We start from the raw sequence: 25,520 nt of genomic DNA, 5'->3' as shown, positions 1-25,520 counted from the left end.
ATGAAAGAGTACCAGACTATCACGGAAATCAGCGGTCCGCTGGTGTTCGCCGAGGTCGACGAGCCGGTCGGTTACGACGAAATCGTCGAAATCGAGACCGAGGACGGGCGAACGCTCCGCGGCCAGGTCCTGGAATCGAGCGAAGGGATCGTCTCGATTCAGGTGTTCGAAGGCACGGGCGGGATCGACCGCAACGCCTCCGTTCGCTTCCTGGGCGAGACGATGAAAATGCCCGTCACCGAGGATCTGCTCGGGCGGGTGCTCGACGGGTCCGGGAACCCGATCGACGGCGGTCCGGAGATCGTCCCCGAAGAACGACACAACATCGTCGGCGAGGCGATCAACCCCTACTCCCGGGAGTACCCCGAGGAGTTCATCCAGACCGGGGTCTCCGCCATCGACGGCATGAACACGCTGGTCCGGGGCCAGAAGCTGCCGATCTTCTCCGGCTCGGGGCTGCCCCACAACGAACTCGCACTCCAGATCGCCCGGCAGGCGACCGTTCCGGAGGAAGAGGAAGGCGACGACGATGGGTCGGAGTTCGCCGTCATCTTCGGCGCGATGGGGATCACCGCCGAAGAGGCAAACGAGTTCATGGACGACTTCGAGCGCACCGGTGCACTCGAGCGATCGGTCGTCTTCATGAACCTCGCGGACGACCCGGCGGTCGAGCGACAGGTCACGCCACGTCTCGCGCTCACCACGGCCGAGTACCTGGCCTTCGAGAAGGACTACCACGTGCTGGTCATCCTGACGGACATGACCAACTACTGTGAGGCGCTGCGCGAAATCGGTGCCGCACGTGAGGAGGTCCCGGGACGCCGTGGCTACCCCGGTTACATGTACACCGACCTGGCGCAACTCTACGAGCGCGCCGGTCGTATCGAGGGCAAGGAAGGGTCGGTCACGCAGATTCCGATCCTGACGATGCCCGGCGACGACGACACGCACCCGATTCCGGACCTGACCGGCTACATCACCGAGGGCCAGATCATGATGGATCGGGACCTCAACAGTCAGGGGATCGAGCCGCCGGTCAACGTCCTGCCCAGCCTCTCGCGGCTGATGGACGACGGGATCGGCGAGGGCCTGACCCGCGAGGACCACGGCGACGTCTCCGACCAGATGTACGCCGCCTACGCGGAGGGTGAGGACCTGCGCGATCTCGTGAACATCGTCGGTCGCGAGGCGCTCTCCGAGCGGGACAACAAGTTCCTCGACTTCGCCGACCGGTTCGAGGCGGAGTTCGTCCAGCAGGGGTACGACACCAACCGCTCGATCGACGACACGCTCGAGCTCGGCTGGGACCTGCTCTCGGATCTGCCGAAGACGGAACTCAACCGGATCGACGAGGAACTCATCGAAGAGCACTACCGCGAAGACGAGTCGGAAACTGCCGAAGCCGTGCAGGCTGACTGATCGGCCCAGGTTTACTGGGATCGATCTTCCATCGGAGATCGTTGATACTGGTGTCGTACAACGGTGACAAACTACCCCGTGTTCATTCTCGCTGATCGCAGAACTGGAAAGCGGTGCCTGCTTCCGGCGAAAACAACGGACGAGTCGCTGATCGTCTCGACCGACGGCTTTCGGGCGTCCGAACCGCCCAAGGAAGACGACGCATTCGACCGTGAATACGTTGTCCATGGCGACGGTGACGACGCCGACGGCGAGGTTCACGTCAATACCTGCGAGAGCCACGCGTCGCTGACGCGACGGTGGGTCTCGCCGCATCGAGGCATCTCGAAGGACAAACTCACACAGTCTCTCGGAGTGTTTCAGCGACGGCGGGAACTATACAGAAAAGCGGAAAAGATGCGCTCAAACACGCCATTCGAGCGACGCTCTGAACTCAACAGTGTGCTACGCGCAAGCGACCTCGGTTTACGCCGTTGGATTTCCTCGGTCGCAAAAATCAGGTAAAATACCTCACTGCTCCCATCGTCGCGTCGAGTGAAACCACGATCTACTTCGCTTGCCGTGATACGTTGCCGCTCTTGCTCCGTCTATACAGAAGGTTTATATATTCTTACAGAGATTAGTTTTTTGATGGAAAGGCGTGATTTACTCACGACATTTACAGGCTCGGCTCTCCTGCTTTCTGCTGGCTGTCTCTCGAACTCGTCACAATCTCGAGTTTGCGATGCTGTCGAGATTACCCGAGCGTCCGTTTCCGTGGACTACGGGTGTGGTGCCGGTCCACTCAGGTCCGGGAGTGTAGAGGGACAAGCAGGGGACTGCAACGAAGAACTAATCCTCGAAATGGTCGACGAGGACGAGACCATCGAGGAAGTTCCCTTCGAGACCAATCACGGTCGGTGGTCGATCGGTTTCGGCGAGGGTCCAGGACAAGTACGGACGATTCCCAGTCCCGGCGACAAACGTGTACGGATTCGTGGCCCGGAGAGCGATATCCTTGCGTCGGAGCAACTCACCGTGTCTCACTATCTGGATGCGCCAACTGTCAATGTTTGGCGGCCCGAGTTCGAGCCTAAGACAGTGTCGGTCGGCGAGGACGTCACGGTAATATTCAGTATTGCAACGTTCGGTGCTGGGACGGCATTCACTGCCACACTCCTGGTTGACGGCGAAGCGGTAGAAACTCGCGACGGGAGAGTCGACAGTGGGGTAGACTGTCAACATGCCAGCGGCCCGGAGTACGAGTTCAGTTACACCTTCGAGGAACCGGGTGAGCACGAACTGGCGGGCAGAATCGCCGTCGACGGTTCCTCAAAGGAAGGTGAGACTAGGTCGATTGGAACGGTGACCGTGACCCAGTGAGTCAGGACACGATATGCTGCTCGTGTCGTGGGTCGCGTACTCGGTCATGTGGTTCGTCGGGGCCGAAGGACTCGGTATTCTTCCCAAAACTGGGAGACCGGGCGTTCGTGCTGCTCGAACTCTCCGCGAAGGTCGGATCGGGTTCGTGGTGCTCCGGAGCCACTCGGTGCTCAACGCTGCGAACATCGTGCGGGCGGGCGACGGCTCCGTAAGTTCCCCCCGCTTCTCCGCTCGGTACTTATACGACGGAACCACCACTGCGACCATCCGGACCGTCGAGGACGAGTTCGGCTGGTACCTCAAACACGTCTACGGGGTGACCAAGACGGGACCGCAAACAGGATATCATCGGTATCTTCGGTGGCGAGAACATCTCGAGCATCGAACTCGAGGACACGCTGTTCGATCACGAGGGGGTCGCGGACGCGGCGGTGATCCCGGCACCGAGCGACGAGTGGGGCGAGACGCCGAAGGCCTTCGTCGTGCCGTCGAACGGCGGTCCGACCGGTCCGCCAGTGTCGGCCAAGGAACTGACTGCGTTCACCCGCGAGCAACTCGCGGGCTACAAGGCTGTCCGCCGAATCGAGTACGTCGACGAGTTGCCGGCGACCGCGACTGGCAAGGTCCAAAAATACGAACTTCGCCAGGAGGAGTGCGACGACGAAGAGCGGATGGTCGGACAGGGCTGACGCTCGCGGCCGGCGGAGGGTAGGGACCGAACCCAACTGCTTCGTGTCGCTACGGCCACCTATATAGGTCAGCATTCCCAACATAGCAACGGATTAGTACGTTTTGGCGGATGCTCGGGTATGTCCGAGCCGACAGGGACGACACGACGCGCAGTGCTTTCGAGTGGGGCCGCCGCCGGGATCACCTCGCTGGCGGGCTGTCTGAGCGATTTTACCGGCGAGGGCGGCGGCCAGACGTACACTGTTGGGCACGATGACTACGAAACGGATGTCGACACCGCCGCGTTTCCCACGGAGTTGCAGATCTATTGTGTCCAGACCGGGTGGTCGAACTGGGGGGCCGTCATGGAGGCGTTCGAAGACGAGTACGGGATCTCGCTGTACGACGCGCAGGGATCGTCCGGCGAGGCGCTCGAGGACATGCGCGCAAACGCACGGAACCCGACCCATTCGGCGTACAACGGCGGCTACTCGTTCGGCTTGCAGGCGATGAACGATAACCTGACGACCGACTACAAGCCGGCCAACTGGGATGTCGTCCCCGACGATCTGAAGACCGACAACGGACACGTGACCGCGACCCGGCAGATGACGACCGCGGTGACCTACCGGGCGGACGTCTACGAGGAACGCGGGCTCGACGCGCCCGAGACGTGGGAGGACCTGAAACACCCCGACATCGCGAAGGATCTCGCCTTCACACCGCCGCATACCGCCAACGGACAGGCGTCCGCGCTGTCGGTCAATCGGGCCTACGGCGGCGATCTGGACGACCTCGATCCGGTCATCGAGTACCACGAGGAAATCGCCGACCATGGGGCGGACTTCCGGCGCAACGTCGAGGGGCCGATGACCAGCGGCGAGATCTCGACCGTCGTCGAGTACGACTACACCGGGCTGAACCTCAAGTACAACAACGACGAGTTCGACGAGGACCAGATCGAGGTCACGATCCTCGAGGGGCCCGACGGTGAACCGGGCGCGATGAGCGTCCCCTACGGCTACGCCCTCCTGCGGAACGCGCCCAACCCCGAGGCGGCGAAGTTGTTCATGGACTACGTCCTGACCGAGGACTGTCAGGAGCTGTTTTTCGACGCCTACGTCCGCCCGATCCGGGCGGACGAACTCGACCAGCCCGACGAGTTCCCCGACCAGTCGTCCTACGAGGCGGCGGGCTTTACCGTCGACCAGGAGACCCTCGTCGAGAAGCAGACCGACATCCAGGAGGAACTCGTCGACCGAACCCCGCTGCAGGGAGCCCAGTGATCGCGGATGTCGGTCCGGAAATCGGCGACGGCGTCGGTCCGTCGAATCGCGACGCTCGCGTCGACGACTGCCCGTCCGACGACCGAACGCGAGCGCGAGCGCCGGCGGATCGCGGTCCTCTGTCTCCCCTTCTTCGCGCTGGCGATCGTAGCGGGGTTCGTCCCGCTGGCGATGCTCGTCCGGATCAGCTTCGCGGAGGACACGATCTGGATGGTGGGCTGGTCGTTCGGGGCCTGGGAGACGCTCGCGACGACCCCGGCGTACCGGCGGGTCGCCTGGAACACGCTGTGGTTCGTCGGGCTGGCGACGGCAGTCAGCGTCGCGCTCGGGGTCGCCGTCGCACACGCCCTCGAGAAGTACGACTTGCCGGCGGAGCGGGTCGTCGTCGCGGCGGTGTCGTTTCCCATCGCGCTGCCGGGGATCGTCGTCGCCTACCTCATCACGGTCTTGCTCGGCAACCAGGGAGTGGTCACCAACGCGATCGCGACCGTGACCGGTGCGAGCGCACTCGATCTCGCGAGCGCGACGGCGATCACCGGCCTCTTTCTGGGCTACGTCTACTCGCTGTTGCCGCGGGCGACGATGGTGCTTCGGGGGACCTACGCGGCGGTCAACACACAGGCCGAGGAGGCGGCCCGCGCGCTCGGTGCCAGCCGCTGGGAGACGTTCTATCACGTGACGCTCCCCGAGATCAGGCCGGGCATCGCCGCCGCCGCGATCCTCACCTTCCGCTCCGGCCTCGCGATCTTCGGGACGGTACTCATCCTGCAGAGTCATCAGGTGGTCACGCTGCAAATACACAACGAGATCAGCGTCGGCTCGTACGCCCCGGACGTGGCGGCCGCGATCGGACTCGTCTACGTGGTCTTCATCGTCGCGTTCACGTTCGTCGGGCTGCGGTTCGTCGACGACGACGCGGTGGAGGTCTGAGATGACCGGGGACACGTCACCGCGAGCGGACGACGGCTCGACCGCGGTCGAGAACGCGGACACCGTGGCCGTCGCCGCGTCGACGACTGGTTCCGACGGTGGCTCGGTAACGGCAGCCCGGAACCGCCGCTGGTCGTGGGCCGGCAGGGCCCTCTCGACGCTGTTCGGTCGTCCGATCGTCACCGGCATCGTCGCCATCGTGACCGCATTCCTGACGGTGCCGGTACTCGTCGCGTTCGTCTCCTCGTTCGCGGAGAGCGGCAGCGGCGTCCTGCCCACGGGATTCGTCACACTCGATCACTGGCGGCAGGTCCTCGGGTTCGGCGAGTACGGCGTCCGACAGAACGCGATCCCTGGGCTGACCTACAGCCTCCTGATCGCGACCGGCGGGATGATCCTGAACGTCTTGGTCGGCGTTCCGATCGCGTACGCGCTCGCGCGATACGACTTCTACGCTCGGAACTGGATCAACACGTTCGCGATATTGCCGCTCGTACCGGGACTGATCCTCGGGATCGCCTTCATCCAGACCTACCCCGAACACGGGCGATCGTCACTAGGACTGCTCGCCGGCTACTGTCTGCTCAAATCGCCCTACATGGTGTTGACCGTGCAGAGTTCGTTCCAGTCGATGGATCTGGTCCGCCTCGAGGAGAGCGCCCGATCGCTTGGGGCCTCGTGGCCCCGAGCCGTCCTCACCGTTATCGTCCCCCAGGCGAGACGCGGAATCGTCGCCGGCGCGATCATCACCTGGACGCTCGCGGCCGCGGAGTTCAACTTCACGCACAAGGTCGCCAGCGGCAGCCCCGATCCGTTCGCGATGTTTCTCTATCGCAACATCGCGACCAATGCCTCGTACCTGCAGTCGGCGGCGGCGGTGTCCGTCTACTTCCTGATCGTCGTGGCCGCGATCGTTGTCCTGCAACTGCTCGGCAAACGAGGGTTCTCGACCGCACACCAATGAGACACGCTCCGACGGAGAGACGGCGTCGAATCGCTCGCACACCGATCGACCGGCTCGCACTCGAGGGGGGTGAGCGCCCGTGAGCGACGTCTCCCTCGAGTCGCTGACGAAGGCCTACGGCGACGAGGTGGCCGTCGACGGGATCGATCTGACGATCCGGGACGGCGAGATCCTCGGGGTCGTTGGCCCCTCGGGCTGTGGAAAGACGACGACGTTGCGGACCATCGCCGGCTTCGAGACGCCGACGCAGGGCCGGGTGCTGTTCGACGGGGTCGACGTGACACACGTCCCACCCGAAGAGCGGAACGTCGGGTTGGTCTTTCAGTCCTACGCCCTGTTCGACACCATGACCGTCCGCGAAAACGTCGCGTTCGGGCCGAAGATGCACGGAGTCCCGAAGGCCGAGCGCCGGAAGCGGGCCGACGAACTGCTCGCCATGCTCGACATCGCCGAGTTGGCCGACCGGCGGCCGACGACGCTGTCCGGCGGCCAGCAACAGCGGGTCGGCCTCGCGCGAGCGCTCGCGATCGAACCTCACGTCCTCCTGCTCGACGAGCCGATGACGGGGTTAGACGCCGAACTCAAGACCCGGCTGCGCGACGAGATCGGCGGCCTGCTGGCCGACCTCGAGGTGACCGCCCTCTACGTCACCCACGACCAGGAGGAGGCGATGGCGATGTGCGATCGGATCGCGGTCCTGGCTGACGGCACGCTCGAGCAGGTGGGCCCGCCCGCGGAGATCTACCGCCGGCCTGCCAACCCCTTCGTCGCGAACTTCGTCGGGAGTTCGACCCTGCTCGAGGGCGTCGCCGAGAACGGCCACGTCGATCTCGGGTTCGCGGAACTCCCCGTCGCGGCCCGAACGGACGGCGAGGTCAGGGTCGCGGTCCGTCCCGAGGCGTTCGAAATCGGCTCGGGGCCGATTCGGGCCGACGTGGCGGACGTGACCTACCTCGGCGAGCGGACCCACCTCTCGGCGACGCTCCCGGATGAAACGACCGTCACGCTACGCGCCGACGGCCTCGACGGATACCGCGCCGGCGACGCCGTGTCGCTCTCGATCGACGAAGATCGGGTCCACGTCCTCGAGTCGGAGTAAGTGCCGCGACGCGTAGCGGTGGTCGGGTGAGGAATATCAGGACATTTCCGTCCAGATATACGCCACGTACGCGGATAGTGAGAATCTGCACAGACTTGTGAACATCGTCGGGCATGAGGCTCTTTCCGAGAATAGTAATAAGTAGGATTTCGTCGACCGTTTCGTAAGTGAGTTTGTCGGTTAGGGCTTCAATACGAACCGCTCAGTCAACGAAATCTTAGAGATTTGCTGGAATCTCTTCTCGATACTGCCGAAGGAGGAACTCAACTGCATTGATGAGATCCTGATCGCCGAACACTATCGCAAAGAGGGGTCAGAAGTTGCGGGAGTGATAGTTGACGACTGAACGAGCCTGCGGTCCGACTCAAGGATACGACCCGCCACAGTTCCAAATATATTATTAATAATTAATATGTCCCAAATATATATTCAATGAATAATGAAGATGTAAAAACTATATTTTTATAAATATGATGAACAGATTTCCAATCCCAAATGAAAGCTAATAAGTTATAGCAATAGCAATTGGATACTGCCTATGCCCGGAAAAGATGATATAAATCGACGCAACGTGCTCAAGAGTTCAGCGGTCATTGGATTCGGTGGAATCAGTCTTACCGGATCTGCGACAGCGCAGGATGAAGAGTCGAAAGAGTCCGAGCTTGGGGAGAATTTCGATGCCGAAGATTATGTCAAAACAGAAAAATACATTTATCGCCGAATTCAGACAGCAGAGACGGATATGCTGTTACGGCTTAATCTAAAGAAGGGCGAAGCTGTGTTTGCCGAGATTGAATCTACAATGGCCAAACAGGATATAACGGCTTCATCAAAAGATGAAAATCTGAGGGAGAAGACTCGTTCCATGACTGGTGTCGAGATTGCAACTGCACAATCTGCGGATGCTGAATCGGGAGCCGTTGATCCAGTGGATATCGCTGAGGCCACAAGAGGCGTTGATGTTGCATCAAGCAGTGTGATCTTCAAGCAAGTAGATGTAGCCGAACAACACTTAGGAAGCTGTGGTACGATCGCCTACGATGACCACAAATACTATCATATCGCGATGGAATTGGGCGATTACGATCTCGATGATTTGGGCCATAATCTCGGCTATTCAGTCGTTTGTAGCGCTCTCTTTACATTAGTTGGATCGAAAAGCAAGACAATCAAAAAGATATTAGATACGATTTCCGACTCGAACCTTATCGATGGAATCCCCGGAACTATCTGTGGATTTATATTCGGAGATGTATTAGACGATATCTTCTCTGGCGGGGACGGAACAGTTGGATTTTGGGACAGAGAAACCGGCGGTACAATCAGCGTATCGAAACTTGCCTTCGGTGGGTCAAGCGAGTATGATCCCGACCCCGAAGACCTGCGTGACAATGGACCAGAGGAGCAATTCACAGGTGTTCACACTGAACTATTCCGATAACAAAGTTTAGGATAGTGAATAGAAGTAGAGGGATAAGAAATACAAAGGAAGGTTTTTCGTTTAGAACAATTAAATTGTTTTAATACATGGAACTGATGTTTGTGTCAGATACTGCAGGCGCGTTTATACTTGGAGCCAGTTGGGCAATCATATTATCAGTGTATAATAAAATTTCGGGATCAAGTGAGTTCGCCCGATTCGGGATTACTGACCGGTCATCGATTTGGATAGGCTTCGATATCCTCTTCGTCGGTATCGGGTGTGGACTGTTAGTGTATCTAGCAGGAACCTACTTTTCGTCGTTTCGATACGGTCTCGCAGGGCTAGTAGTCGGCAATATCGTATACGCTATTGAGAGAAAACTGCGGTAGGGGACACCGATCGACCGCGTCGATCTGCAAGTTCGTCTCCGAGTGTCCATCCTGAACCGACACTTCTTGTTCAGTCGTGGCGCGATTGACAACGGTCAGAGATTATGTCTCTGTGTCGATCAGTGCGTATAGTCCGAAGGTGAAGGCAAGTCTGACGAACAGTCACAAGATGATGACAGCACCTTCAGCCATCAGTAACTTCTTCGTTTCGGGCCTATGTAATATGTGTGTGTTTAACATGTTCAAAATGACACGGTAATAAACAGAGGTGTCCCAAGTGCGGACACACAGAAACCACGTCGACAACATTTCGTCAACTGGAACCGTTTTTCCGAGATTATTCGACATCCAGAGCCTCTGTTTTCGGGTCGTCTTGAACCAACTGCGGCTACGCTGAACTCTACAAGAGTGGGAAGACGAACAACCTGACCGACCTGTTTCTCGAGTGAGACTAGTTTGAATTCACGGGCACTCGGTGAAGTGAGGCGATCTCGTCACGTTAGGTTCCCGGATGGGACCACAACTGCGTAGTAGCGGGGCGAACGACAGCCAAAACTGTAAACAGTTATCCGACTGGGCCCGCTATCCCCCCACAAGATGGCCAACGACGTCAAGCCCACCCGCAAGAACTTGATGGCGATCGAGGATCGCATCGAGCTCTCCGAGCGGGGTCACGGCACGCTCGAGAAGAAACGCGACGGGCTGATCATGGAGTTCATGGACATTCTGGACAAGGCCCAGGACGTCCGCGGTGACCTCGCGCAGGACTACGAGGACGCCCAGAAGAAGATCAACATGGCCCGCGCGATGGAGGGTGACGTCGCCGTCCGCGGTGCCGCATCGGCGCTGCAGGAACACCCCGAGATCACCACCGAGTCCAAGAACATCATGGGCGTCGTCGTCCCGCAGATCGAATCCTCGCGGGTCTCCAAGAGCCTCGAGCAGCGCGGCTACGGGATCATGGGCACCTCCGCCCGCATCGACGAGGCCGCCGAGGCCTACGAGGACCTCCTCGAGAGCATCATCCTCGCCGCCGAGGTCGAGACGGCGATGAAGAAGATGCTCCGGGAGATCGAGACCACGAAGCGCCGCGTCAACGCCCTCGAGTTCAAGCTCCTACCCGAACTCTACGAGAACCAGGAGTACATCGAGCAGAAACTCGAGGAACAGGAACGCGAGGAGACGTTCCGCCTGAAGAAGATCAAGGAAAAGAAGGAAGCCGAGGAGAAGGCGGAACGAGAGGCCGAGCGGGCAGCCGAGGAGGAGGCGGCACTCGAGGACGCACAGCCGGAGACCGCCGCGCAGTCGCCCGCGGCCAACCAGTAAGGCGGACCGTCCCATCGTCGAACGACCAGCCAGCCACCTGCACAGTCACTCCCGATGACCTGTTCCGAGTGCGGTGCCCCGACGACCCTGTGTTCCGTGCCGGCGGAGTACCGCACGGACGCGCCGGCAGCCGTCATCTCGTTCTGTACCCGCTGTCTGTCCCTCGAGCCGGCTCCGCAAGCGGACCGCGACGGAGCCGGAACCGACGAGGAAGCACCCGCTACCCCCGATTTCGAACGCGTCAGCGACGCGTTCCCGACTCGGCCCGATCGTGCGGTGCCGTTCGCGCTGGCACTCGGTCTCTGCCCGTCGCTGGCGACGAACCGAACCGCTATCGAACTGCTGCTCAGGGAAGTCGAAAGTGCCGGCGGGGACCCGCTGTTGTTACTCGAGCGCCTCAGCGACGATCCGTCGGTCGAACCGGCGTTCGACCTCGAGCGGCGTCGCCACCAACTCGAGCAGTTGCTCTACTGACGCGAACCGACACGTGGAAAAGCGGGTCGACGGGTTCGATGGCGCGAAGCGGTCGCCTACTTCCCGGTCGGCCGCACGTTGTTACTGATCGCCTGTTTCACCTGCAGGGCCGCACTCGCCGCGAGCCCGCGGGCGACTTCGTCGCGTTCGGCGGCGGTAATGACTTCCTCGGCGGCCACCGCTTCCTCGAGATCGGGCGTGAAGCCGGCGGAGACGGCGTGCCCGACCGGCGGTCGGACGGCGACGGTGACCTCCGGTCCGGTCATGCCGTTCGAGACGTCGGCGTCGACGACGTATTCGTTCGGGAGGAACTCGCGCGTGCGGGCCGCGATCCGCGAGACGTCGCGGTGGAGCAGCCGCTTTTGCGCGCTCGAGAGGTCAGGAACGTCCGCCGCTGCACGCTGCCCAGCACCAGTCTCGCCCGGTAGCCCTGCGTACGGCGTATTTCCGTTCATGAGAAGTGTGTGCCCGTATCAATGGGTCGCCGGTTCAAAAGGGTTCGCTTTGGGTCAATCCGCGAGGATCGGTTCGCTCTTGCCGTAGACCGCGAGGACGACCGCCGTCGTGTGGTCACCCGACTCGGCCTGCCGGCTCTCGACGGCCACTCGCGGATCGACGAACGCCCAGTCGCGAAGCTCCTGCCCCGCGGCCAGTCCCTCGCGGACCCGGCGCTCGACGTCGTCGCGGTCCGTCTCACCCGCAGTCTCGTAGAACAGTCCCGGGCCGTCATCGACGGACTGGGCCCACGCGAGCGCCGCACTCACGCGGCCGGGGCCGGCAGCGGTGGCTCGAGCCTCGACGACGGTCAGGCGCTCGCCCGCGGGGCCGAGATCCGGTGCGGTGCCGACGGCTTCGACGTCGACGCCGGCCGGGATGACGGAGGAAACGGAAACGAGATTGTAGTTCTCGACGCCGGCCTCGGCGAGGGCCGCGTCGTAGGAGGCCATCGCCGTGGGTGCCGACGCGGAGCCCCAGACGACTCGAATCGTGCTCATATCTGGTCTCCGGGGTCGGCGGCGTAAGGGCTTGCGATTCGGAACTGTCCGTCCGGATCGAGTTCGTGCGGTTCCGCTCCGTTGCCACCGTTTCGACCGGATCACTCGGCGGAGACGGGATGCCAGAGATACGCATTGCCGACCGTCCGTGACGTGATCTCGCCGGCGTCTTCGAGTTCGGAGAGTTTAGCGAACGCGGTTCGGTATGCACAGCCGACCTCGTCGGCCACTTCCTGTGTGGTCGCCGCTCCCGAGAGTTCCTCGAGCGCCGTAACGAACGTGTCCGGCGGATATCGCTCGGTATATTTCCCACTTTCCTCGTTTCGTTCCCTCGGCATCGCGCCGTCTATTGTCTCTGTCTACACAAGTCGATTTTGACTTCGCACATCTATTCACGGATGATACTCGGAACGGAAACTCTTTTCACCAATGCATTACAATGCATTGGATGTGGAAGCCCGGCCTGTTGGGCGAATCCATCATAGAAACGCCCGCGTGTAATGGCACGCGGGCCGGGTTCCCACCGTCAGTGAAGAACCCATGACAACGTTACCCCGCACCGGACTTGAAAACTCCGGGATGGTACACGTATTGGCGATCCACGACCGACGATTGGCGATCGATCGAATCCGGGGTGTGTGCTGATGGGCGATGACAGCCTCGATACGGGAATGGCCGAAACGCTCGCTCGAGACAGATTGATCGAACGGCTTCGCCCGCCAGCCGAATCGACGACCAGTGATACGGCCCGTCTCGTGGACTCCACGACATCGATTATCGATGATTTAGAACGTGGTAAAACGCCGGACAAAAGCGACATTGAGCGAGCCACCTACCTCCTCGGTCGTGTCCAAGACCGGTTGGACGAGATAGCGACATTGTTCGGTTGGAGTCGATGGGAGACGGGCGCGACGTGGGGAGAACTCACCGCGGAGCAGCGGTGCAAAGTCTACGAGTACCGGAAGGGAAAACCGAATCCGAGTCCCGAACGACAGGGAATCGATAGTTGGGACAGAGACACGTAACGTACTGAGTAAGAGCCTGTCCGTCCGATCCGGACGGCCTCTCCTGTAATCAGCGGTTCCGAACCGAACGCACAATAGTACGTGGCGACCGTCACCGATGGAGCCGTCGAAATCGGGCCGTTGATTACTGATAGAAATAGCCCGCAGAGGAGACGACGTCGCTCGAGTCGTCCTCCTCGATCTTCTCTAAGGCGTCGGCGAAGTCCTGATGGGAGACCTCATCGCGGTCGTTGCGGATGGCGAACATGCCGGCTTCGGTAGCGAGGCTTTCCATGTCGGCACCGGAGTAGCCGTCGGTGTCGTCGGCGAGCGCGGCGAAGTCGACGCCGTCGGCGATGTTCATGCCGCGGGTATGGATCGAGAGGATCTGTTCGCGGCCGTCGCGGTCGGGTTCGGGGACTTCGATCAGGCGGTCGAACCGGCCCGGACGCAGAATGGCGCGATCGAGCATGTCGAAGCGGTTGGTGGCGGCGATGATGCGGATCTCGCCGCGGGCCTCGAAGCCGTCCATCTCGGAGAGCAGTTGCATCATGGTCCGCTGGACCTCGGCGTCGCCGGAGGTCTTGGACTCGGTGCGCCGCGTCGCGATGGCGTCGATCTCGTCGATGAAGATGATGGCGGGCTGGCGCTCGCGGGCCATCTCGAAGAGGTCGCGGACGAGCCGCGAGCCCTCGCCGATGAACTTGCGGACCAGCTCCGAGCCGGCCATCTTGATGAAGGTGGCGTCGGTCTCGTTGGCGACGGCCTTGGCGAGCATCGTTTTGCCCGTGCCCGGCGGGCCATAGAGCAGGACGCCGCTGGGCGGGTCGATGCCGACCTCGTTGAAGATTTCGGGCTCGGTCAGGGGTTGCTCGACGGCTTCGCGGACCTCGCGGACTTGCTCGTCGATCCCGCCGATGTCGGCGTAGGTGACCTCGGGCTTCTCAGTGATCTCCATCGACTGGGCGCGCGCGTCGGTCTCGGTGTCCAAGACCGTCTGGATCGCGAAGGAGTCGTTGACCGCGACGCGGTCGCCGGGCTCGACGCGATCGACGATCCGGGAGGAGACGTCGGTCAGCACTTCCTGATTGTTGCCGTGCTGTTTGACGATGACCTGCTCGTCCGGGAGGATGTCCTCGACGGTGGCGATGTACAGCGACGAACTCTTGAGCGTCTCGTTTTCCCGCTCGACGCGGTCGACCTTCTCCCGGAGGCGTTCGCGGCGGTCCTCGGCGTCGTCGAGCTGGTCGGAGAGCTGGTCGTTGACGTCGACCAGATCCTCGTAGTGCCCGCGGAGCGCCTCGAGCCGTTCGTCGTCGGGGAGATCTGAGTCGATATCGCGATGAGGTCGGTCGGGTATAGACGGGCTTCGAGACATCCTGATGTACGCCGATAGGATTTCGATGGTAAATGTGCCTTTGGGTCGCGGATGGTTTTCGACCCCCACATCGAACCGCGACTACCGGGAGAGACGACCGCTGACGCCGCGTCACGCGTCGCAACGGCTCGAGCGGCAGCGTCCGTGCCGATGACTTACGACATGAGCGCTTCCATCTCCTCGAGGCGTTGGCCGTAGGTCTCGAGCGCACGATCGATCGGGTCCGAGGAACTCATATCGACGCCGGCGATCCGCAGGAGCTCGAGCGGGTACTCCCGCGAGCCGTGGCGGAGGAACTCGAGGTAGTCCTCGGCGGCGGACCGGCCGTTCTCGAGGATGTCGTCGACGATAGCGAGGGCGGCCGAGATACCGGTGGCGTACTGGTAAACGTAGAACGCCCGATAGAAGTGGGGGATACGCATCCATTCGCGTGCGATCCGGTCGTCGATCGCGGCGGGTGCGTAGTAGTCGGCCTTGAGTCCGCGGTAGAGGTCGTCCAATCGGTCGGCGGTAAGCGGTTCGCCGTCTTCTTCGAGGCGGTGTGTCTCGTGTTCGAACTCCGCGAAGAGGGTCTGACGGTACAGCGTCGAGCGCACACGCTCTAGGAACTCGTTTAACACGTGCTTGCGGAACTCGGGATCGTCGACGGTCTCGAGCAGGTGGTTTGTCAGCAGGGCCTCGTTGACCGTGCTGGCGACTTCCGCGACGAAGATTTCGTAGCTCGAGTAGATGAACGGCTGTTCCTCCTTCGTGAATTCGGAGTGCATCGAGTGGCCGAGCTCGTGGGCCAGCGTGTACATCGAGGAGATGTCCTGCTGGTAGTTCAGCAGAATGAACGGCTGGGTATCGTACGTGCCGCCGGAGTACGCGCCGGACTGTTTCCCCTCGTTCTCGTAGACGTCGATCCATCGGGACTCCAGCCCCTCGGCGACCTGGGTCTGGTATGCCTCACCCAGCGGCGCGAGCGCGTCGACGACGTACTCGGTCGCCTGGTCGTACTCGAGATCGGGACCCTCGTCGCCGGTCAGCGGCATGTAGAGGTCCCACATCTGGAGTTCGTCGACGCCCAGCGCCCGTTCCTTGAGTTGGGCGTGGCGATGGAGTTTGTCGAGGTTGTCGTGGACGGTGTCGACGAGGGTGTCGTAGACCTCGACGGGAACGTTCGGACCGTCGAGTGCGGCCTCGCGTGCGGTATCGTAGTTGCGCGCTCGAGCGGTTTTGACGTCGGCTTTGACGCTGTTCTTGTAGCTGGCCGCGACCGTGTTCCGAACCGACTCCCACTCGTCGAAGTAGCCCTCGTAGACCCGCTTGCGGAACTCGCGGTCGGGGCGTTTGAGGAGGTTCGTGAAGTTACTCTGGGTGATTTCGACCGCGTCCGCTTCGTCGCCCGCGGGCGTGTCGACCGTCGGGAACGTCATGTCCGCGTTCGAGAGCATGTTGTACACGTCTCCGGTCGCGCCCGTGACCTCGCTCAGGTCGGCGAGCAACTCCTCGACCTCGGCCGATCGCGTGTGCGGTTTCATCCGGAGCACGTCGTCGACGTAGTGGTCGTAGGTCTCGAGGGCGGGTTCGTCCGCGGTCATCGCGTCGAACTGCTCGCGGGTCAGCGTCTGGAGTTCGGGGTCGATGAACGAGGCCGCGGACTGGGCGTCGGCTGCGAGCGACTGGGACCGTGCCGTCAGCGCCTGGTAGTGCTGGTTCGTCGTGTCCTCGTCGCGGCGCATGCGGGCGTAGGCCGCGACCGTCGAAACCTCGCGCATGATCTCGTCGCGGAGTTCGAGTACCTCGAGGAGGGTTTCGGCGTCGTCGGTGACCCGGCCCTCGTAGGCTTCGAGGTCGTCGACGCGGTCGGCGATCGTCTCGTAGGCGTCCTCCCAGTCGTCGTCGGTCGCGTAGATGCTCTCGAGGTCCCAGGTATAGTCCTCGTCGACCTCCGAGCGTTCGGGAACGGAACTCATGGAGACGGCTTCGAAGTGGCGGCGCTAAAGCGTGTCGGACCGTGTCAGGAACGGACGGAGTCGACGCGGGGCTCCGTGGACCGCGGGGACCGTCTCGGGGAGGTCGGGAACCGGAAGAACGAACCGCTTTTCACTCCGATTTCCCGAATCGTCAGCATGGACCGGCTCCTCGAGTCGTTAGACGACGCACCGATCATCGACAAGGACGGATACGAGTACCTCGTCCACCCGATCAGCAACGGCGTTCCGCGCCTCGATCCCGCCCTGTTGCGGGAGGTCGTCACCGAAGTCATGCAGACCGCGGACTTGGACGTCGACAAGATCGTCGCCCCCGAGGCGATGGGCATTCACCTCGCGACCGCGCTCTCGCTCCAGACGGACATCCCGCTCGTCGTCATCCGGAAACGGCCCTACGGGCTCGAGGGCGAGGTATCGCTCCACCAGGAGACGGGGTACTCCGAGTCGGAAATGTACATCAACGACATCGAGGCAGGGGATCGCGTCGTGATCGTCGACGACATGCTTTCGACCGGCGGCACGCTGGCGGCGATCTGCGACGCGATCGACGGTATCGGGGCCGAGATCGTCGACATCGTCGTCGTGATGCGGAAAGTCGGCGACTCGGCGCTCGACGACACCGAGTACGACGCGACGAGCCTCATCGATATCACGGTCGAGGACGGCGAGGTGACGGTCCACTAGTACGCACCGGTCGAGAATCGACGGCCGACGACGCTCCGCCTCGCATGTGTACAGCGACAACGGAGGGATACACAGATACATGTATATCCGGAATCGAAACTATACACATACATGCCTATTTGGGTCGGATTATGCGCCCGATTGAGCGCGTTTACGAATCTTTTTATGCACCCCTCTGCAACCTGGCGGCCATAGAATGTCGACCGAACCGGACGGAGGCATCCAACTCGAGTACGGAGTGGACGACAAACCGCCGTTGCCGAAATCGATTCTGCTCGGCCTGCAACACGTCGCGGTGATGATCGTACCGGCGACGGCGGTGGCGTACGTCGTCGCGGGCGGAGTCGGACTCGACCTGACGGATACGGCCTACATCGTCCAGATGGTCCTCCTGTTCTCCGGGCTAGCGACGATCGTCCAGGCGTACACCGTCGGCCCGGTCGGCGCGCGTCTGCCGATCGTTATGGGCTCGAGTTTCACGTTCGTGGGCGCGTCGATCTCGATCGGTGCGGACTTCGGGATGGCAGCGGTGTTCGGCGCGATCCTCGTCACGGGGTTCGTCGTCGAAGGCCTCATTGGCTGGCAATTCAAACGAATCAGGCCTTTCTTCCCGCCGCTGGTGACCGGCCTCGTCGTCGTCATCATCGGCCTCTACCTCGTGCCCGTCGCCATGGACTACGCCGCCGGCGGGGCCAACGCCGATGACTTCGGCGCGCTCCATCACATCGGTCTTGCCGCGCTCGTCCTCGCGACCGCCGTCGGTCTCAATATGTTCACGCGCGGCGTCACGCGACTGCTTTCGATCCTCGTCGCGATCGGCGTCGGCTACGCCGCCGCGCTTGCTGCTGGACTCGTCGACTTCTCGGCCATCGGCGACGCCGCGTGGATCGCGCTCCCGTCCCCCACCCGGTTCGGCTTCGAGTTCGAGCCGATCGCGATCGTCACGTTCGCCTTCCTCTTTCTCGTCTCCGCGATGGAGACGGTCGGCGACATGTCCGGCGTTACGGCCGCCGAGGGACGCAACCCGACGAACGAGGAGTTCCGCGGCGGGTTGTTCACCGACGGCCTGCTGAGTTCGATCGGTGCCGTCTTCGCCGCGTTCCCGATCACCTCCTTCTCCCAGAACGTCGGCATCGTCAATTTCACCGGCGTGATGAGCCGTCACGTCGTCGGCATCGGCGGCGTCTTCCTCGCGCTCCTCGGACTGAGTCCGAAAGTCGGTGCCGCCGTCACGACGATCCCCAGCGCGGTCTTCGGCGGTGCGGTCCTGCTTATGGCCGGCATGGTCGCCGCCAGCGGGTTCCGTCTGGTCGTCACGAACGCCGCTCTCGATCGCCGGAACACGGTCATCGTCGCCGTCTCGCTCGGCCTCGGCCTCGGCATCGCGACCACGCCGGACGCGCTCGCGGGACTCCCGGCCGCCGCTGAAACGTTCTTCGGCCAGCCGGTCATCGTAACGGCGCTGTCAGCACTGCTGCTCAACACGTTCGTTCCCGGCGAGCAGAGCCCGCTGTTCGACACCCACCCCGCCGACTCGGAGTCGGCTGGCGACTCCGCGATCGTCGATCCAAGCGACGACTGAATCGGGTCCCACGCTCGGTTCTTCCGGCCCGCTCGGTGTCGAGACGCGCCGACAACACCCTGTTCCTCGAGTCCGTTCGCGAGCGAGTCCCGTCGGCGCGTTCAGGTTTCGGCGTCGACCGCCGTCCGGACGACGCGAGCGAGACCGAGCGTCGCGACGAACGTGCCGGCGACCACGAGCAACGCGAGCAGGACGACACCGAGGGCGGACGCCCCGACCTCGGGATGGGTCCGGAGCGGCGACGTGAGACGCAGTCCGAAGAAGGCCACGAGCAGCCCCGCGGCGATGCGGATCGACCCACGCCAGTACGCACCGTACTCTTCCGGAGACAGTTCCATACGCCGACGTGTGCGCCCGGCGATGAAAAACGCTCGTGTGCGGCTCGGGGGCGATGGATCGGGCTCGAGTCGACCCGCTCCCTCGCTCAGCGCATCCCGTCGGCCACCTGTCCGGCGACCCGCGCCCCCGTCCGCCGGTCGATGCGGCGGCGGTCGAACACGGCGCGAGCGCTCTCGGCCGCGTCCGCGTCGATCTCGAACGCGAGATCGGGGTAGTCGACCGCGGTCAGGACGAGCGGTTCGGGCGGTGCGGGAGCGATCCCCTCGTGGCCGGGCAGCGCTTCCGGCTCGAGGACGCGATCGAGCTTCGCGAGCGGGGAGTCGCCGGCACCGACCGCCCGGACGAGCGAGACGAGTCGACGGACGAGTTCCCGGGCGAAGCCGCCCGCGCTGACGGTGATGACGAGGTAGTCGCCGTCGCGCTCGGCCGCGATCGTCAGCGAGCGCTCCGTGTTCCGATCGTCAGGCGTCAGGTTGTGGATGTCGTGGGTGCCGGACAGCGCGTCGCAAGCGGCGCGGAACCGCTCGTCGTCGACGGCGGTAGCGGTCGCATCCGAATCGGACGGCGCAGCGTCGGCGGGCGGCGCGTACAGGTGATAGGTGTACGCCCGGCGGCTCGCGTGGTGAGTCGCGTGGAACTCGTCGGGCGTGTCGGCGGCCGCCCACGCCCGCACGTCTGCGGGGAGTTCGGCGTTCAATGCCCGGGGTGTGAGCCAGTCGGGGACCTCGAGCGCGATCGTCTGGGCCAGTGCGGAGACGCCGGCGTCGGTACGGCCGGCGGCCGCGTAGCCCGCGGGTTTGTCGGCGTCGGGGTCGAGGACCGCGAGCGCACGGAGGGCGTCGAAAACGGCGTTCTCGACCGTGGGAATGTCGGGTTGGGGCTGTCGCTGGAAGCCGTGGTAATCGGTCCCGTCGTAGGCGATTCGGAACGCGCGACGTGGCATCGAGTCGACCCAGCGGGCCCAGGGTGTTATACCTGTCTCGACCGCCGTGCCGACGGCCGCTCACCGTCGTCGCTCGCGGGCCGCGAGCGCGTCGATCCGATCCTCGGTCGGCGGATGGGTCTCGAAGAGGAACCGCTCGAGACGGTGGAGTCGTTTCCGAAGCCACCAGTACGACGGCTCGGTCGCTCCGTCGGGCCCGAGCATGACCTTCTCCGGTTCCGTCGGCTCGAGCGACAGGATCGACAGCGAGGAAACGCTCCCGGCCTCCCGAAGGTCCCGATTCGGGGTGTCGGCGATCTCCCGGTCGAGGCGTCGGAGCGCGCTCGCAAGGGCGGCGGGTGAGCCGGTCGCCTCCGCAGCAGCCCGGTCGGCTGCCAGCTCTCTGGCCCTGGAGAACCGCGCCGTGATCGTTCGCCCGACGATCCGGACGCCACCCGACAGCGCCCGCAGTGGGACGGTAACGAGAGCCATATAGCCGGGGTTTTCGATCCGGTCGAGCCGCGAACTCAGCCCGTCGGCGAGTACCACGGGAAGCGACACGACGGTCATGACTATCGCGTCCCTGTTTCCGACGTGGGCGAGTTCGTGTGCGATCACCGCCTCGAGTTCGTCGTCGTCGAGCGCCTCGATCGTCCCCAGCGAGAGGACGAGATGGACCGCGTTCGGGCGAAGGCCCACAGCCATCGCCTCGGGCGCGTCGCGCTCCGAGACGGCGATCGTCGGCTCCGGAACGCCGAGTTGGGCGGCGACTCGAGTCGCCGTCTCGGAGAGCATCGGTGCCGTCTCACGGTCCACCCGCTGTGCGTCCGCGAGGCGCTCGATCGTCTCGATCTGTCTGTACTCGAGGACGCCGATCGTCACGAGCGTCACGGTCGTCGCTGCGAACGCGACCTGCGCGGCGATGCCGACGCCGAATAGCACGCAGACCCCGTAAAAGACGGCCCATACGCCCGCGAGAAACGCGACTGTCACGACGCCGAGGCCGACGAGCGCGGCGACCATCCGTATCCGGAGGGCGGTCAGTCCGGCTGACATGGAAACCGCTTTGGACCGCCCGGCAAAATGATTATCGAACCAACCAGTCGGCGGTCGACCGGTCCGTGAGGTTACCGCCGACACTGTCGGCGGCCGGCCATGGGTCGGCGACGGACTCGCAGCATCAGTGTTCGCCGCCGGAATCGTCAGTGGTGGCCTCGTCGATATCGAACGCGTCGGTCTCGAGGGGCGAGCCGTCGACGTTGATGCGCCCATCCCGTACCTCGATAGTGACGCCGTCGGCCGTCGCGTCGTCCGCGCCGCGGAGTCGCATCGTCGCCGTCTCGAGTTCCTCGTTGACCGACCAGACGAACCGCAGTACCGACTCGAGTTCGGTACCGACCTCGCGAACCCCGCGGTGGGAGGCGCGGTCCCCGAGGCTCCGTGCGCCCTCCGGATGGAGGTACTGGAGCGGATGGTCGGTCGGGACCTCCCGAAGGTCGACGTCGAACGACCAGAGGTAGGGCAGGACCTGAATGGCGTAGCCCTGCGGTTTCGGTGCCCGCCGACCGGCGGCGGTCAGCGCCACGTTGATCGCCGTCGACCCCGCATCGGTGTCGAAGTAGACGCCCGGCGCGCCCGGAATCGAGAATCGCATACTCGATGGAGGGGGTCGAGAACGGGTGAGTCTGCACCCGGCAATGCCAGCCCCGTTTTAGTCCGGACTGAGCGCGGCCACGGGACTCGCTCGAACACGGGCCGGAGCGGAAGACATCGGCGGACTCGCGCCCGCGGCGATCGCCGACGACCGCGCGACTCGCGCGGTCAGTAGCCGTCCAGATCGTAGAGGTCGCCGTACTTCGACTCGACGTACTCGAGGAAGTAGTCCGCGGTCAGCTCCTCGCCGGTGGCCTGCTCGATGAGATCGGGCGTGACGTAACGCTTGCCGTGCCGGTGGATGTTCTCCCGGAGCCAGCCGTTGAGTTCGGCGAACTCGCCCTCGCGGATGTCGTCGTCGAACTCGCCGCAGTCATCCTCGGCGGCGGCGTACAGCTGGGACGCGAGCACCGAGCCCAGCGAGTACGTCGGGAAGTAGCCGAAGTCCCCGTGCGACCAGTGGATGTCCTGTAGGCAGCCCTCCGCGTCCGTATCCGGGCGCACGCCGAGGTACTCCTCGTACTTGTCGTTCCAGACCTCGGGCACCTCAGAGACCTCGAGATCGCCCCGAATCAGATCGCGTTCGATCTCGAACCGAATGACGATGTGGAGGTGGTAGGTGAGTTCGTCCGCTTCGACCCGGATGAGATTGTCGTCGTAGACCTGATTCGCGGCTTCGTAGGCCTCTTCGGGCGTGACATCCTCGAGTTCGGGGAAGCGCTCGCGGGCGATCGGCAGGAAGTGCTCCCAGAACGGACGGGACCGCCCGACGTGGTTCTCCCAGAGCCGTGACTGGGATTCGTGGACCGAGAGGTCCCGCGCCTCGCCCAGCGGCGTGGCGTACCCCTCGTCCGGGAGGCCCAGGGTGTAGTTCGCGTGGCCGAACTCGTGGATCGTCGAGGTGAGCGACCCCAGGAGATCCGCGGGCTCGAATCGGGTCGTCACGCGGGCGTCGAACTGCGTGCCCGACGAGAACGGATGCGGCGCGGTATCGATCCGGCCACGGTTCCAGTCGTAGCCCAGCGAATCCAGCACGTCCCGTGCGAGCGCTTCCTGATCGTCGTCATCGAACTCGCCCGCGAACGCGTCGGTTGCGAGCGCCGCGTCGCTGTCCTGGACCGCATCGATCAGCGGGACGAGCGTCTCACGGAGCCGCTCGAGGACCCGCTCCGCGGTCCCGAGGTCGATGTAGGGCTCGTAGTCCGCAAAGAGCACGGCGTAGGGGTCGGCGTCGGGATCGATGTGGTTCGCGTACTCGCGCTTGAGGGCGACTAATTTCTCGAGCGTCGGCGCGAAGTGGTCGAAGTCGTCGGCCTCCTTGGCCTGCTTCCACTTCGGATGTGCGTTCGATGCCGTTGCCGAAATCTCCTCGACGAGGTCCTGTGGAACGCTCGTCTCGCGGTCGTACCGGCGGCGGATTTCGCGGACGACGGCGGTCGCGTCCTCGTCGAGGGTATCGGACTCGAGGGTCGAAAGCAACTCGCCGGTCTCGTCGGCGGTCAGGAGTTCGTGACTGAGCGACGACAGCGTCGAGAGCTGCTGTGCACGGGCCGGCGTCCCCTCGTCGGGCATCACGACCTCCTGGTCCCACCGCAGGATGCCGGCGGCGTTTCCGACGTTGGAGATGCGCTGTACTCGCGCTTCGAACTGTTCGTAGGTGTCCGTCTCGCTCGCATCGCTCCGGGCTTGATCGGTCGCCATAGCGGTCCGTTCACTCGGAAGCGCTATCAACGTCTTGGTACCGGACATTTCGAGGCCTATTGACTGTCGGCTATCGAGACGGTCAGTTCGCCGTGACACAACGTCGCCGAGCGGCCGGCTCGCTGAAGCGGCACGGGCCTCCGATCTCCCGCGTCACCCGTCGTGTTCCGTGAGCCTGCTGCGCGATGGTCTCGGCAGCTACGCCGGGGCTCGAGTTGTCGTCGGTCGCCCTCCCTGATCATCACCCATGACCGTGAGAGTATCACGACGGGAAACAACGGCACCGGCGTATCAGCCGAAACTAGTACATCGTAAAGTCGTCTTGAAAGGGAACGTACAGATGGTTAGAACTGATCCTATGTCGTCCAAGGAAAAATACCGCCGATCGAAATAAGAGCCAATTTAATAGAGCGGTTTGATAGGGCGTGTTTATTTTGTAGCATTAGGCCAGACGGCGAAGGCTTGAAGCCACGATTCTGCTGTTGACGGTTTTGCGTAGCTAAAACGGCCTGAGAATGAAGAGGTACATCGTTTTATTTCACGGAAGATACGTTCAGCACGTTCCGATTTCCATGTTTTTCATATCGAAATCGGAACCCAGATCGACGGAGGTGGCCATCGACGGCGGCCCACTCCGAAGCGCACGCCCCGTCTCACTCGCGGCCCGCTCGGTTTCAACCTGACCTCGTTCGGACAACGCTCCCCCTCGAGTAGCTTTATGCCCGAACGGCCCGGTACAAGCCGTATGACCGACGATCGACTGCGCATGACGCCCGGTCCGACGGCAGTGCCGGCCGCCGTCCGCGAACGGATGAGCGAACCGACACCCAACCCCGACATCGAGCCCGCGTTCTTCGACTTCTATCGCGACCTCACGGACAACCTCGAGGCGCTCTACGGCGGCGACGAGATCGTGATCCTCGGCGGCGAGGGGATCCTCGGGCTCGAGGCCGCCGTCGCGTCGCTGGTCGAACCGGGCGATCGGGTGCTCTGTATCGCGAACGGGCGCTACGGCGAGGGGTTCGCCGATTTCGTCGACATGTACGGCGGGGACGCGGTGATCTGTGACGCCCCGTGGCGCGAACCGCTCGATCGCGCGGCCGTCGAGGCCGCACTCGCGGACGGCTCGTTCGACGTGGCGACGATGGTCCACTGCGAGACGCCGACCGGCGTCCTGAACGACATCGAGCCGGTGCTCGACGTCCTCGCGGAGCACGACGTCATCAGTATCGTCGACGCGGTCTCCTCGCTCGGCGGCGTCCCGGTGCCGACCGACCGGATCGACGTCTGTCTGGGGGCGTCACAGAAGTGTTTCAGCGCGCCGCCGGGACTAACCGTCTGCTCGATCAGCGATCGCGCCTGGCGGAAAATCGAGTCGTTCGAGACGGACGGGTTCTACACCGACCTCGAGCCGTGGCGCGACGCCGCCGCCGAAGAGTGGTTCCCCTACACGCACCTGTCGTCGAACCTGTACGGCCTCGACACCGCGATCGACCTGCTGCTCGAGGAGGGACTGGAGAACGTCTTCGAACGTCACGAGACGGCTGCGGCCCGGTGTCGCGAGCGGGCGGACCGCCTCGGGCTGTCGATCTACCCCGACGCGGCGCGGTCGTCGCCGACCGTGACGGCGCTCGAGGTCCCCGGTCGAGCGGCGACTCTCCAACGAACGCTGGCCGAGGAGCACGACCTCGTCCTCGCGACCGGCCTCGGCGATCTCGAGGACGACGTGCTCCGGATCGGCCACATGGGGCACAACGCCCGCCGCGACCGCGTCGACTGGACGATGGACGCGCTCGAGGCCGTCCTGTAGCGCCGGGCAATCCGCTGCCCCTCGAGTCGTACGCCGATCGGTCCGCCCGCCGCCGCGCTCGCTTCCGCACCGTTTTCGGCCCGGGCGACGAGTAGAAAAACCCGTCTCGAGTCGTTCTCGTGTCCGTTATTCCCT

The 25,520-nt window shown here is 63.3% G+C and carries 23 protein-coding genes and 4 pseudogenes; 16 read left to right on the top strand and 11 right to left on the bottom strand.

The annotated features are described in order from the left end of the window. The 12 genes and pseudogenes from FGF80_RS08810 (at position 1) to FGF80_RS08760 (ending at position 11,341) form a co-directional block, all read left to right on the top strand. Positions 1 to 1,419 carry an ATP synthase subunit B gene (locus FGF80_RS08810; protein ID WP_006183849.1) on the top strand — a complete coding sequence of 473 codons (1,419 nt, stop codon included), beginning with the start codon at positions 1 to 3 and terminating at the stop codon, positions 1,417 to 1,419. 75 nt (positions 1,420 to 1,494) lie between these two features. Next, positions 1,495 to 1,850, top strand: a pseudogene (locus tag FGF80_RS08805) (IS1595 family transposase); the annotation flags it as partial. A 199-nt stretch (positions 1,851 to 2,049) separates the two neighbouring features. Next, complete coding sequence (locus FGF80_RS08800) at positions 2,050 to 2,781, top strand: cupredoxin domain-containing protein (protein WP_238705266.1); 732 nt, start codon at positions 2,050 to 2,052, stop codon at positions 2,779 to 2,781. A 326-nt stretch (positions 2,782 to 3,107) separates the two neighbouring features. Next, positions 3,108 to 3,470 (top strand): annotated as a pseudogene (locus FGF80_RS19405) (AMP-binding enzyme); the annotation flags it as partial. Positions 3,471 to 3,590: 120 nt separating this feature from the next. Further along, on the top strand, positions 3,591 to 4,736 hold the full coding sequence (locus tag FGF80_RS08790) for an extracellular solute-binding protein (protein WP_138653435.1): 1,146 nt from the start codon (positions 3,591 to 3,593) through the stop codon (positions 4,734 to 4,736). A gap of 6 nt (positions 4,737 to 4,742) precedes the next feature. Continuing rightward, entirely contained in the window at positions 4,743 to 5,666 is a 924-nt protein-coding gene (locus FGF80_RS08785; protein WP_006183854.1) for an ABC transporter permease, read from the top strand. 1 nt (position 5,667) lies between these two features. Continuing rightward, entirely contained in the window at positions 5,668 to 6,630 is a 963-nt protein-coding gene (locus tag FGF80_RS08780; RefSeq protein WP_138653433.1) for an ABC transporter permease, read from the top strand. Positions 6,631 to 6,709: 79 nt separating this feature from the next. After that, positions 6,710 to 7,729, top strand: coding sequence for an ABC transporter ATP-binding protein (locus tag FGF80_RS08775; RefSeq protein ID WP_138653431.1), 1,020 nt, complete (start codon positions 6,710 to 6,712; stop codon positions 7,727 to 7,729). Positions 7,730 to 7,766: 37 nt separating this feature from the next. Continuing rightward, positions 7,767 to 7,874: pseudogene (locus FGF80_RS19900) on the top strand (ATP synthase beta subunit C-terminal domain-containing protein); the annotation flags it as partial. A 393-nt stretch (positions 7,875 to 8,267) separates the two neighbouring features. Beyond that, positions 8,268 to 9,170 carry a hypothetical protein gene (locus FGF80_RS08770; protein WP_138653429.1) on the top strand — a complete coding sequence of 301 codons (903 nt, stop codon included), beginning with the start codon at positions 8,268 to 8,270 and terminating at the stop codon, positions 9,168 to 9,170. Between the two features lie 968 nt (positions 9,171 to 10,138). Beyond that, complete coding sequence (locus FGF80_RS08765; RefSeq protein WP_006183859.1) at positions 10,139 to 10,867, top strand: V-type ATP synthase subunit D; 729 nt, start codon at positions 10,139 to 10,141, stop codon at positions 10,865 to 10,867. Positions 10,868 to 10,921: 54 nt separating this feature from the next. Then, entirely contained in the window at positions 10,922 to 11,341 is a 420-nt protein-coding gene (locus FGF80_RS08760) for a DUF6276 family protein (RefSeq protein WP_138653427.1), read from the top strand. Between the two features lie 56 nt (positions 11,342 to 11,397). On the opposite strand, the gene FGF80_RS08755 is transcribed toward FGF80_RS08760, so the two are convergent. The 3 genes from FGF80_RS08755 to FGF80_RS08745 all read right to left on the bottom strand — a co-directional run bounded on the left by FGF80_RS08755 (position 11,398) and on the right by FGF80_RS08745 (position 12,674). Then, complete coding sequence (locus tag FGF80_RS08755; RefSeq protein ID WP_006183861.1) at positions 11,398 to 11,796, bottom strand: DUF5811 family protein; 399 nt, start codon at positions 11,794 to 11,796, stop codon at positions 11,398 to 11,400. A gap of 54 nt (positions 11,797 to 11,850) precedes the next feature. Continuing rightward, entirely contained in the window at positions 11,851 to 12,336 is a 486-nt protein-coding gene (locus tag FGF80_RS08750; protein WP_138653425.1) for a pyruvoyl-dependent arginine decarboxylase, read from the bottom strand. 101 nt (positions 12,337 to 12,437) lie between these two features. Beyond that, entirely contained in the window at positions 12,438 to 12,674 is a 237-nt protein-coding gene (locus FGF80_RS08745; protein WP_006183863.1) for a hypothetical protein, read from the bottom strand. Between the two features lie 306 nt (positions 12,675 to 12,980). Here FGF80_RS08745 and FGF80_RS08740 point away from each other — a divergent pair, with 306 nt between their 5' ends. Then, the gene (locus FGF80_RS08740; RefSeq protein WP_006183864.1) at positions 12,981 to 13,361 is read left to right on the top strand and encodes a hypothetical protein; all 381 of its coding nucleotides are present in this window, start codon (positions 12,981 to 12,983) and stop codon (positions 13,359 to 13,361) included. Between the two features lie 124 nt (positions 13,362 to 13,485). On the opposite strand, the gene pan2 is transcribed toward FGF80_RS08740, so the two are convergent. Then, entirely contained in the window at positions 13,486 to 14,718 is a 1,233-nt protein-coding gene (pan2, locus tag FGF80_RS08735; RefSeq protein WP_138653423.1) for a proteasome-activating nucleotidase Pan2, read from the bottom strand. A 155-nt stretch (positions 14,719 to 14,873) separates the two neighbouring features. Then, positions 14,874 to 16,676 (bottom strand): oligoendopeptidase F, encoded by a 1,803-nt coding sequence (gene pepF, locus FGF80_RS08730; RefSeq protein WP_138653421.1) that lies wholly within the window; start codon positions 16,674 to 16,676, stop codon positions 14,874 to 14,876. A 156-nt stretch (positions 16,677 to 16,832) separates the two neighbouring features. Here pepF and hpt point away from each other — a divergent pair, with 156 nt between their 5' ends. Both hpt and FGF80_RS08720 read left to right on the top strand, forming a co-directional pair. Next, a complete protein-coding gene (hpt, locus tag FGF80_RS08725; protein ID WP_006183867.1) occupies positions 16,833 to 17,378 on the top strand; it encodes a hypoxanthine/guanine phosphoribosyltransferase in 546 nt (181 codons plus the stop codon). 196 nt (positions 17,379 to 17,574) lie between these two features. Beyond that, entirely contained in the window at positions 17,575 to 18,960 is a 1,386-nt protein-coding gene (locus FGF80_RS08720) for a uracil-xanthine permease family protein (protein ID WP_138653419.1), read from the top strand. Positions 18,961 to 19,061: 101 nt separating this feature from the next. Here FGF80_RS08720 and FGF80_RS08715 read toward each other — a convergent pair whose 3' ends face one another. The 6 genes and pseudogenes from FGF80_RS08715 to FGF80_RS08690 all read right to left on the bottom strand — a co-directional run. Continuing rightward, positions 19,062 to 19,298 (bottom strand): hypothetical protein, encoded by a 237-nt coding sequence (locus tag FGF80_RS08715; protein ID WP_006183869.1) that lies wholly within the window; start codon positions 19,296 to 19,298, stop codon positions 19,062 to 19,064. A gap of 86 nt (positions 19,299 to 19,384) precedes the next feature. After that, complete coding sequence (gene truA, locus FGF80_RS08710) at positions 19,385 to 20,242, bottom strand: tRNA pseudouridine(38-40) synthase TruA (protein WP_138653417.1); 858 nt, start codon at positions 20,240 to 20,242, stop codon at positions 19,385 to 19,387. Between the two features lie 60 nt (positions 20,243 to 20,302). Then, positions 20,303 to 21,277, bottom strand: a complete 975-nt coding sequence (locus FGF80_RS08705; protein ID WP_138653415.1) for a M48 family metallopeptidase — start codon at positions 21,275 to 21,277, stop codon at positions 20,303 to 20,305. Positions 21,278 to 21,401: 124 nt separating this feature from the next. Next, positions 21,402 to 21,875 (bottom strand): hypothetical protein, encoded by a 474-nt coding sequence (locus FGF80_RS08700; RefSeq protein ID WP_006183872.1) that lies wholly within the window; start codon positions 21,873 to 21,875, stop codon positions 21,402 to 21,404. A gap of 167 nt (positions 21,876 to 22,042) precedes the next feature. Then, complete coding sequence (locus FGF80_RS08695) at positions 22,043 to 23,575, bottom strand: carboxypeptidase M32 (RefSeq protein ID WP_006183873.1); 1,533 nt, start codon at positions 23,573 to 23,575, stop codon at positions 22,043 to 22,045. Positions 23,576 to 24,004: 429 nt separating this feature from the next. After that, positions 24,005 to 24,186: pseudogene (locus FGF80_RS08690) on the bottom strand (IS6 family transposase); the annotation flags it as partial. Positions 24,187 to 24,320: 134 nt separating this feature from the next. Between FGF80_RS08690 and FGF80_RS08685 the strand changes: the two are divergent. After that, entirely contained in the window at positions 24,321 to 25,385 is a 1,065-nt protein-coding gene (locus tag FGF80_RS08685) for a pyridoxal-phosphate-dependent aminotransferase family protein (protein WP_138653413.1), read from the top strand. Positions 25,386 to 25,520: the final 135 nt, after the last annotated feature.

It is taken from the genome of Natrinema pallidum (genome assembly GCF_005890195.1).
GTDB classification, from domain to species: Archaea; Halobacteriota; Halobacteria; order Halobacteriales; family Natrialbaceae; genus Natrinema; species Natrinema pallidum.
Note: the sequence above shows the minus strand (reverse complement) of the source record. Positions and strands in the feature narration are given on the sequence as shown.

Bases quoted from the DNA above. Each gene is read 5' to 3' on its own strand.
- FGF80_RS08810 (WP_006183849.1), top strand. From the start codon at position 1: ATGAAAGAGTACCAGACTATCACGGAAATCAGCGGTCCGCTGGTGTTC.
- FGF80_RS08800 (WP_238705266.1), top strand. From the start codon at position 2,050: ATGGAAAGGCGTGATTTACTCACGACATTTACAGGCTCGGCTCTCCTG.
- FGF80_RS08790 (WP_138653435.1), top strand. From the start codon at position 3,591: ATGTCCGAGCCGACAGGGACGACACGACGCGCAGTGCTTTCGAGTGGG.
- FGF80_RS08785 (WP_006183854.1), top strand. From the start codon at position 4,743: ATGTCGGTCCGGAAATCGGCGACGGCGTCGGTCCGTCGAATCGCGACG.
- FGF80_RS08780 (WP_138653433.1), top strand. From the start codon at position 5,668: ATGACCGGGGACACGTCACCGCGAGCGGACGACGGCTCGACCGCGGTC.
- FGF80_RS08770 (WP_138653429.1), top strand. From the start codon at position 8,268: ATGCCCGGAAAAGATGATATAAATCGACGCAACGTGCTCAAGAGTTCA.
- FGF80_RS08765 (WP_006183859.1), top strand. From the start codon at position 10,139: ATGGCCAACGACGTCAAGCCCACCCGCAAGAACTTGATGGCGATCGAG.
- FGF80_RS08760 (WP_138653427.1), top strand. From the start codon at position 10,922: ATGACCTGTTCCGAGTGCGGTGCCCCGACGACCCTGTGTTCCGTGCCG.
- FGF80_RS08755 (WP_006183861.1), bottom strand. From the start codon at position 11,796: ATGAACGGAAATACGCCGTACGCAGGGCTACCGGGCGAGACTGGTGCT.
- FGF80_RS08750 (WP_138653425.1), bottom strand. From the start codon at position 12,336: ATGAGCACGATTCGAGTCGTCTGGGGCTCCGCGTCGGCACCCACGGCG.
- FGF80_RS08745 (WP_006183863.1), bottom strand. From the start codon at position 12,674: ATGCCGAGGGAACGAAACGAGGAAAGTGGGAAATATACCGAGCGATAT.
- FGF80_RS08740 (WP_006183864.1), top strand. From the start codon at position 12,981: ATGGGCGATGACAGCCTCGATACGGGAATGGCCGAAACGCTCGCTCGA.
- pan2 (WP_138653423.1), bottom strand. From the start codon at position 14,718: ATGTCTCGAAGCCCGTCTATACCCGACCGACCTCATCGCGATATCGAC.
- pepF (WP_138653421.1), bottom strand. From the start codon at position 16,676: ATGAGTTCCGTTCCCGAACGCTCGGAGGTCGACGAGGACTATACCTGG.
- hpt (WP_006183867.1), top strand. From the start codon at position 16,833: ATGGACCGGCTCCTCGAGTCGTTAGACGACGCACCGATCATCGACAAG.
- FGF80_RS08720 (WP_138653419.1), top strand. From the start codon at position 17,575: ATGTCGACCGAACCGGACGGAGGCATCCAACTCGAGTACGGAGTGGAC.
- FGF80_RS08715 (WP_006183869.1), bottom strand. From the start codon at position 19,298: ATGGAACTGTCTCCGGAAGAGTACGGTGCGTACTGGCGTGGGTCGATC.
- truA (WP_138653417.1), bottom strand. From the start codon at position 20,242: ATGCCACGTCGCGCGTTCCGAATCGCCTACGACGGGACCGATTACCAC.
- FGF80_RS08705 (WP_138653415.1), bottom strand. From the start codon at position 21,277: ATGTCAGCCGGACTGACCGCCCTCCGGATACGGATGGTCGCCGCGCTC.
- FGF80_RS08700 (WP_006183872.1), bottom strand. From the start codon at position 21,875: ATGCGATTCTCGATTCCGGGCGCGCCGGGCGTCTACTTCGACACCGAT.
- FGF80_RS08695 (WP_006183873.1), bottom strand. From the start codon at position 23,575: ATGGCGACCGATCAAGCCCGGAGCGATGCGAGCGAGACGGACACCTAC.
- FGF80_RS08685 (WP_138653413.1), top strand. From the start codon at position 24,321: ATGACCGACGATCGACTGCGCATGACGCCCGGTCCGACGGCAGTGCCG.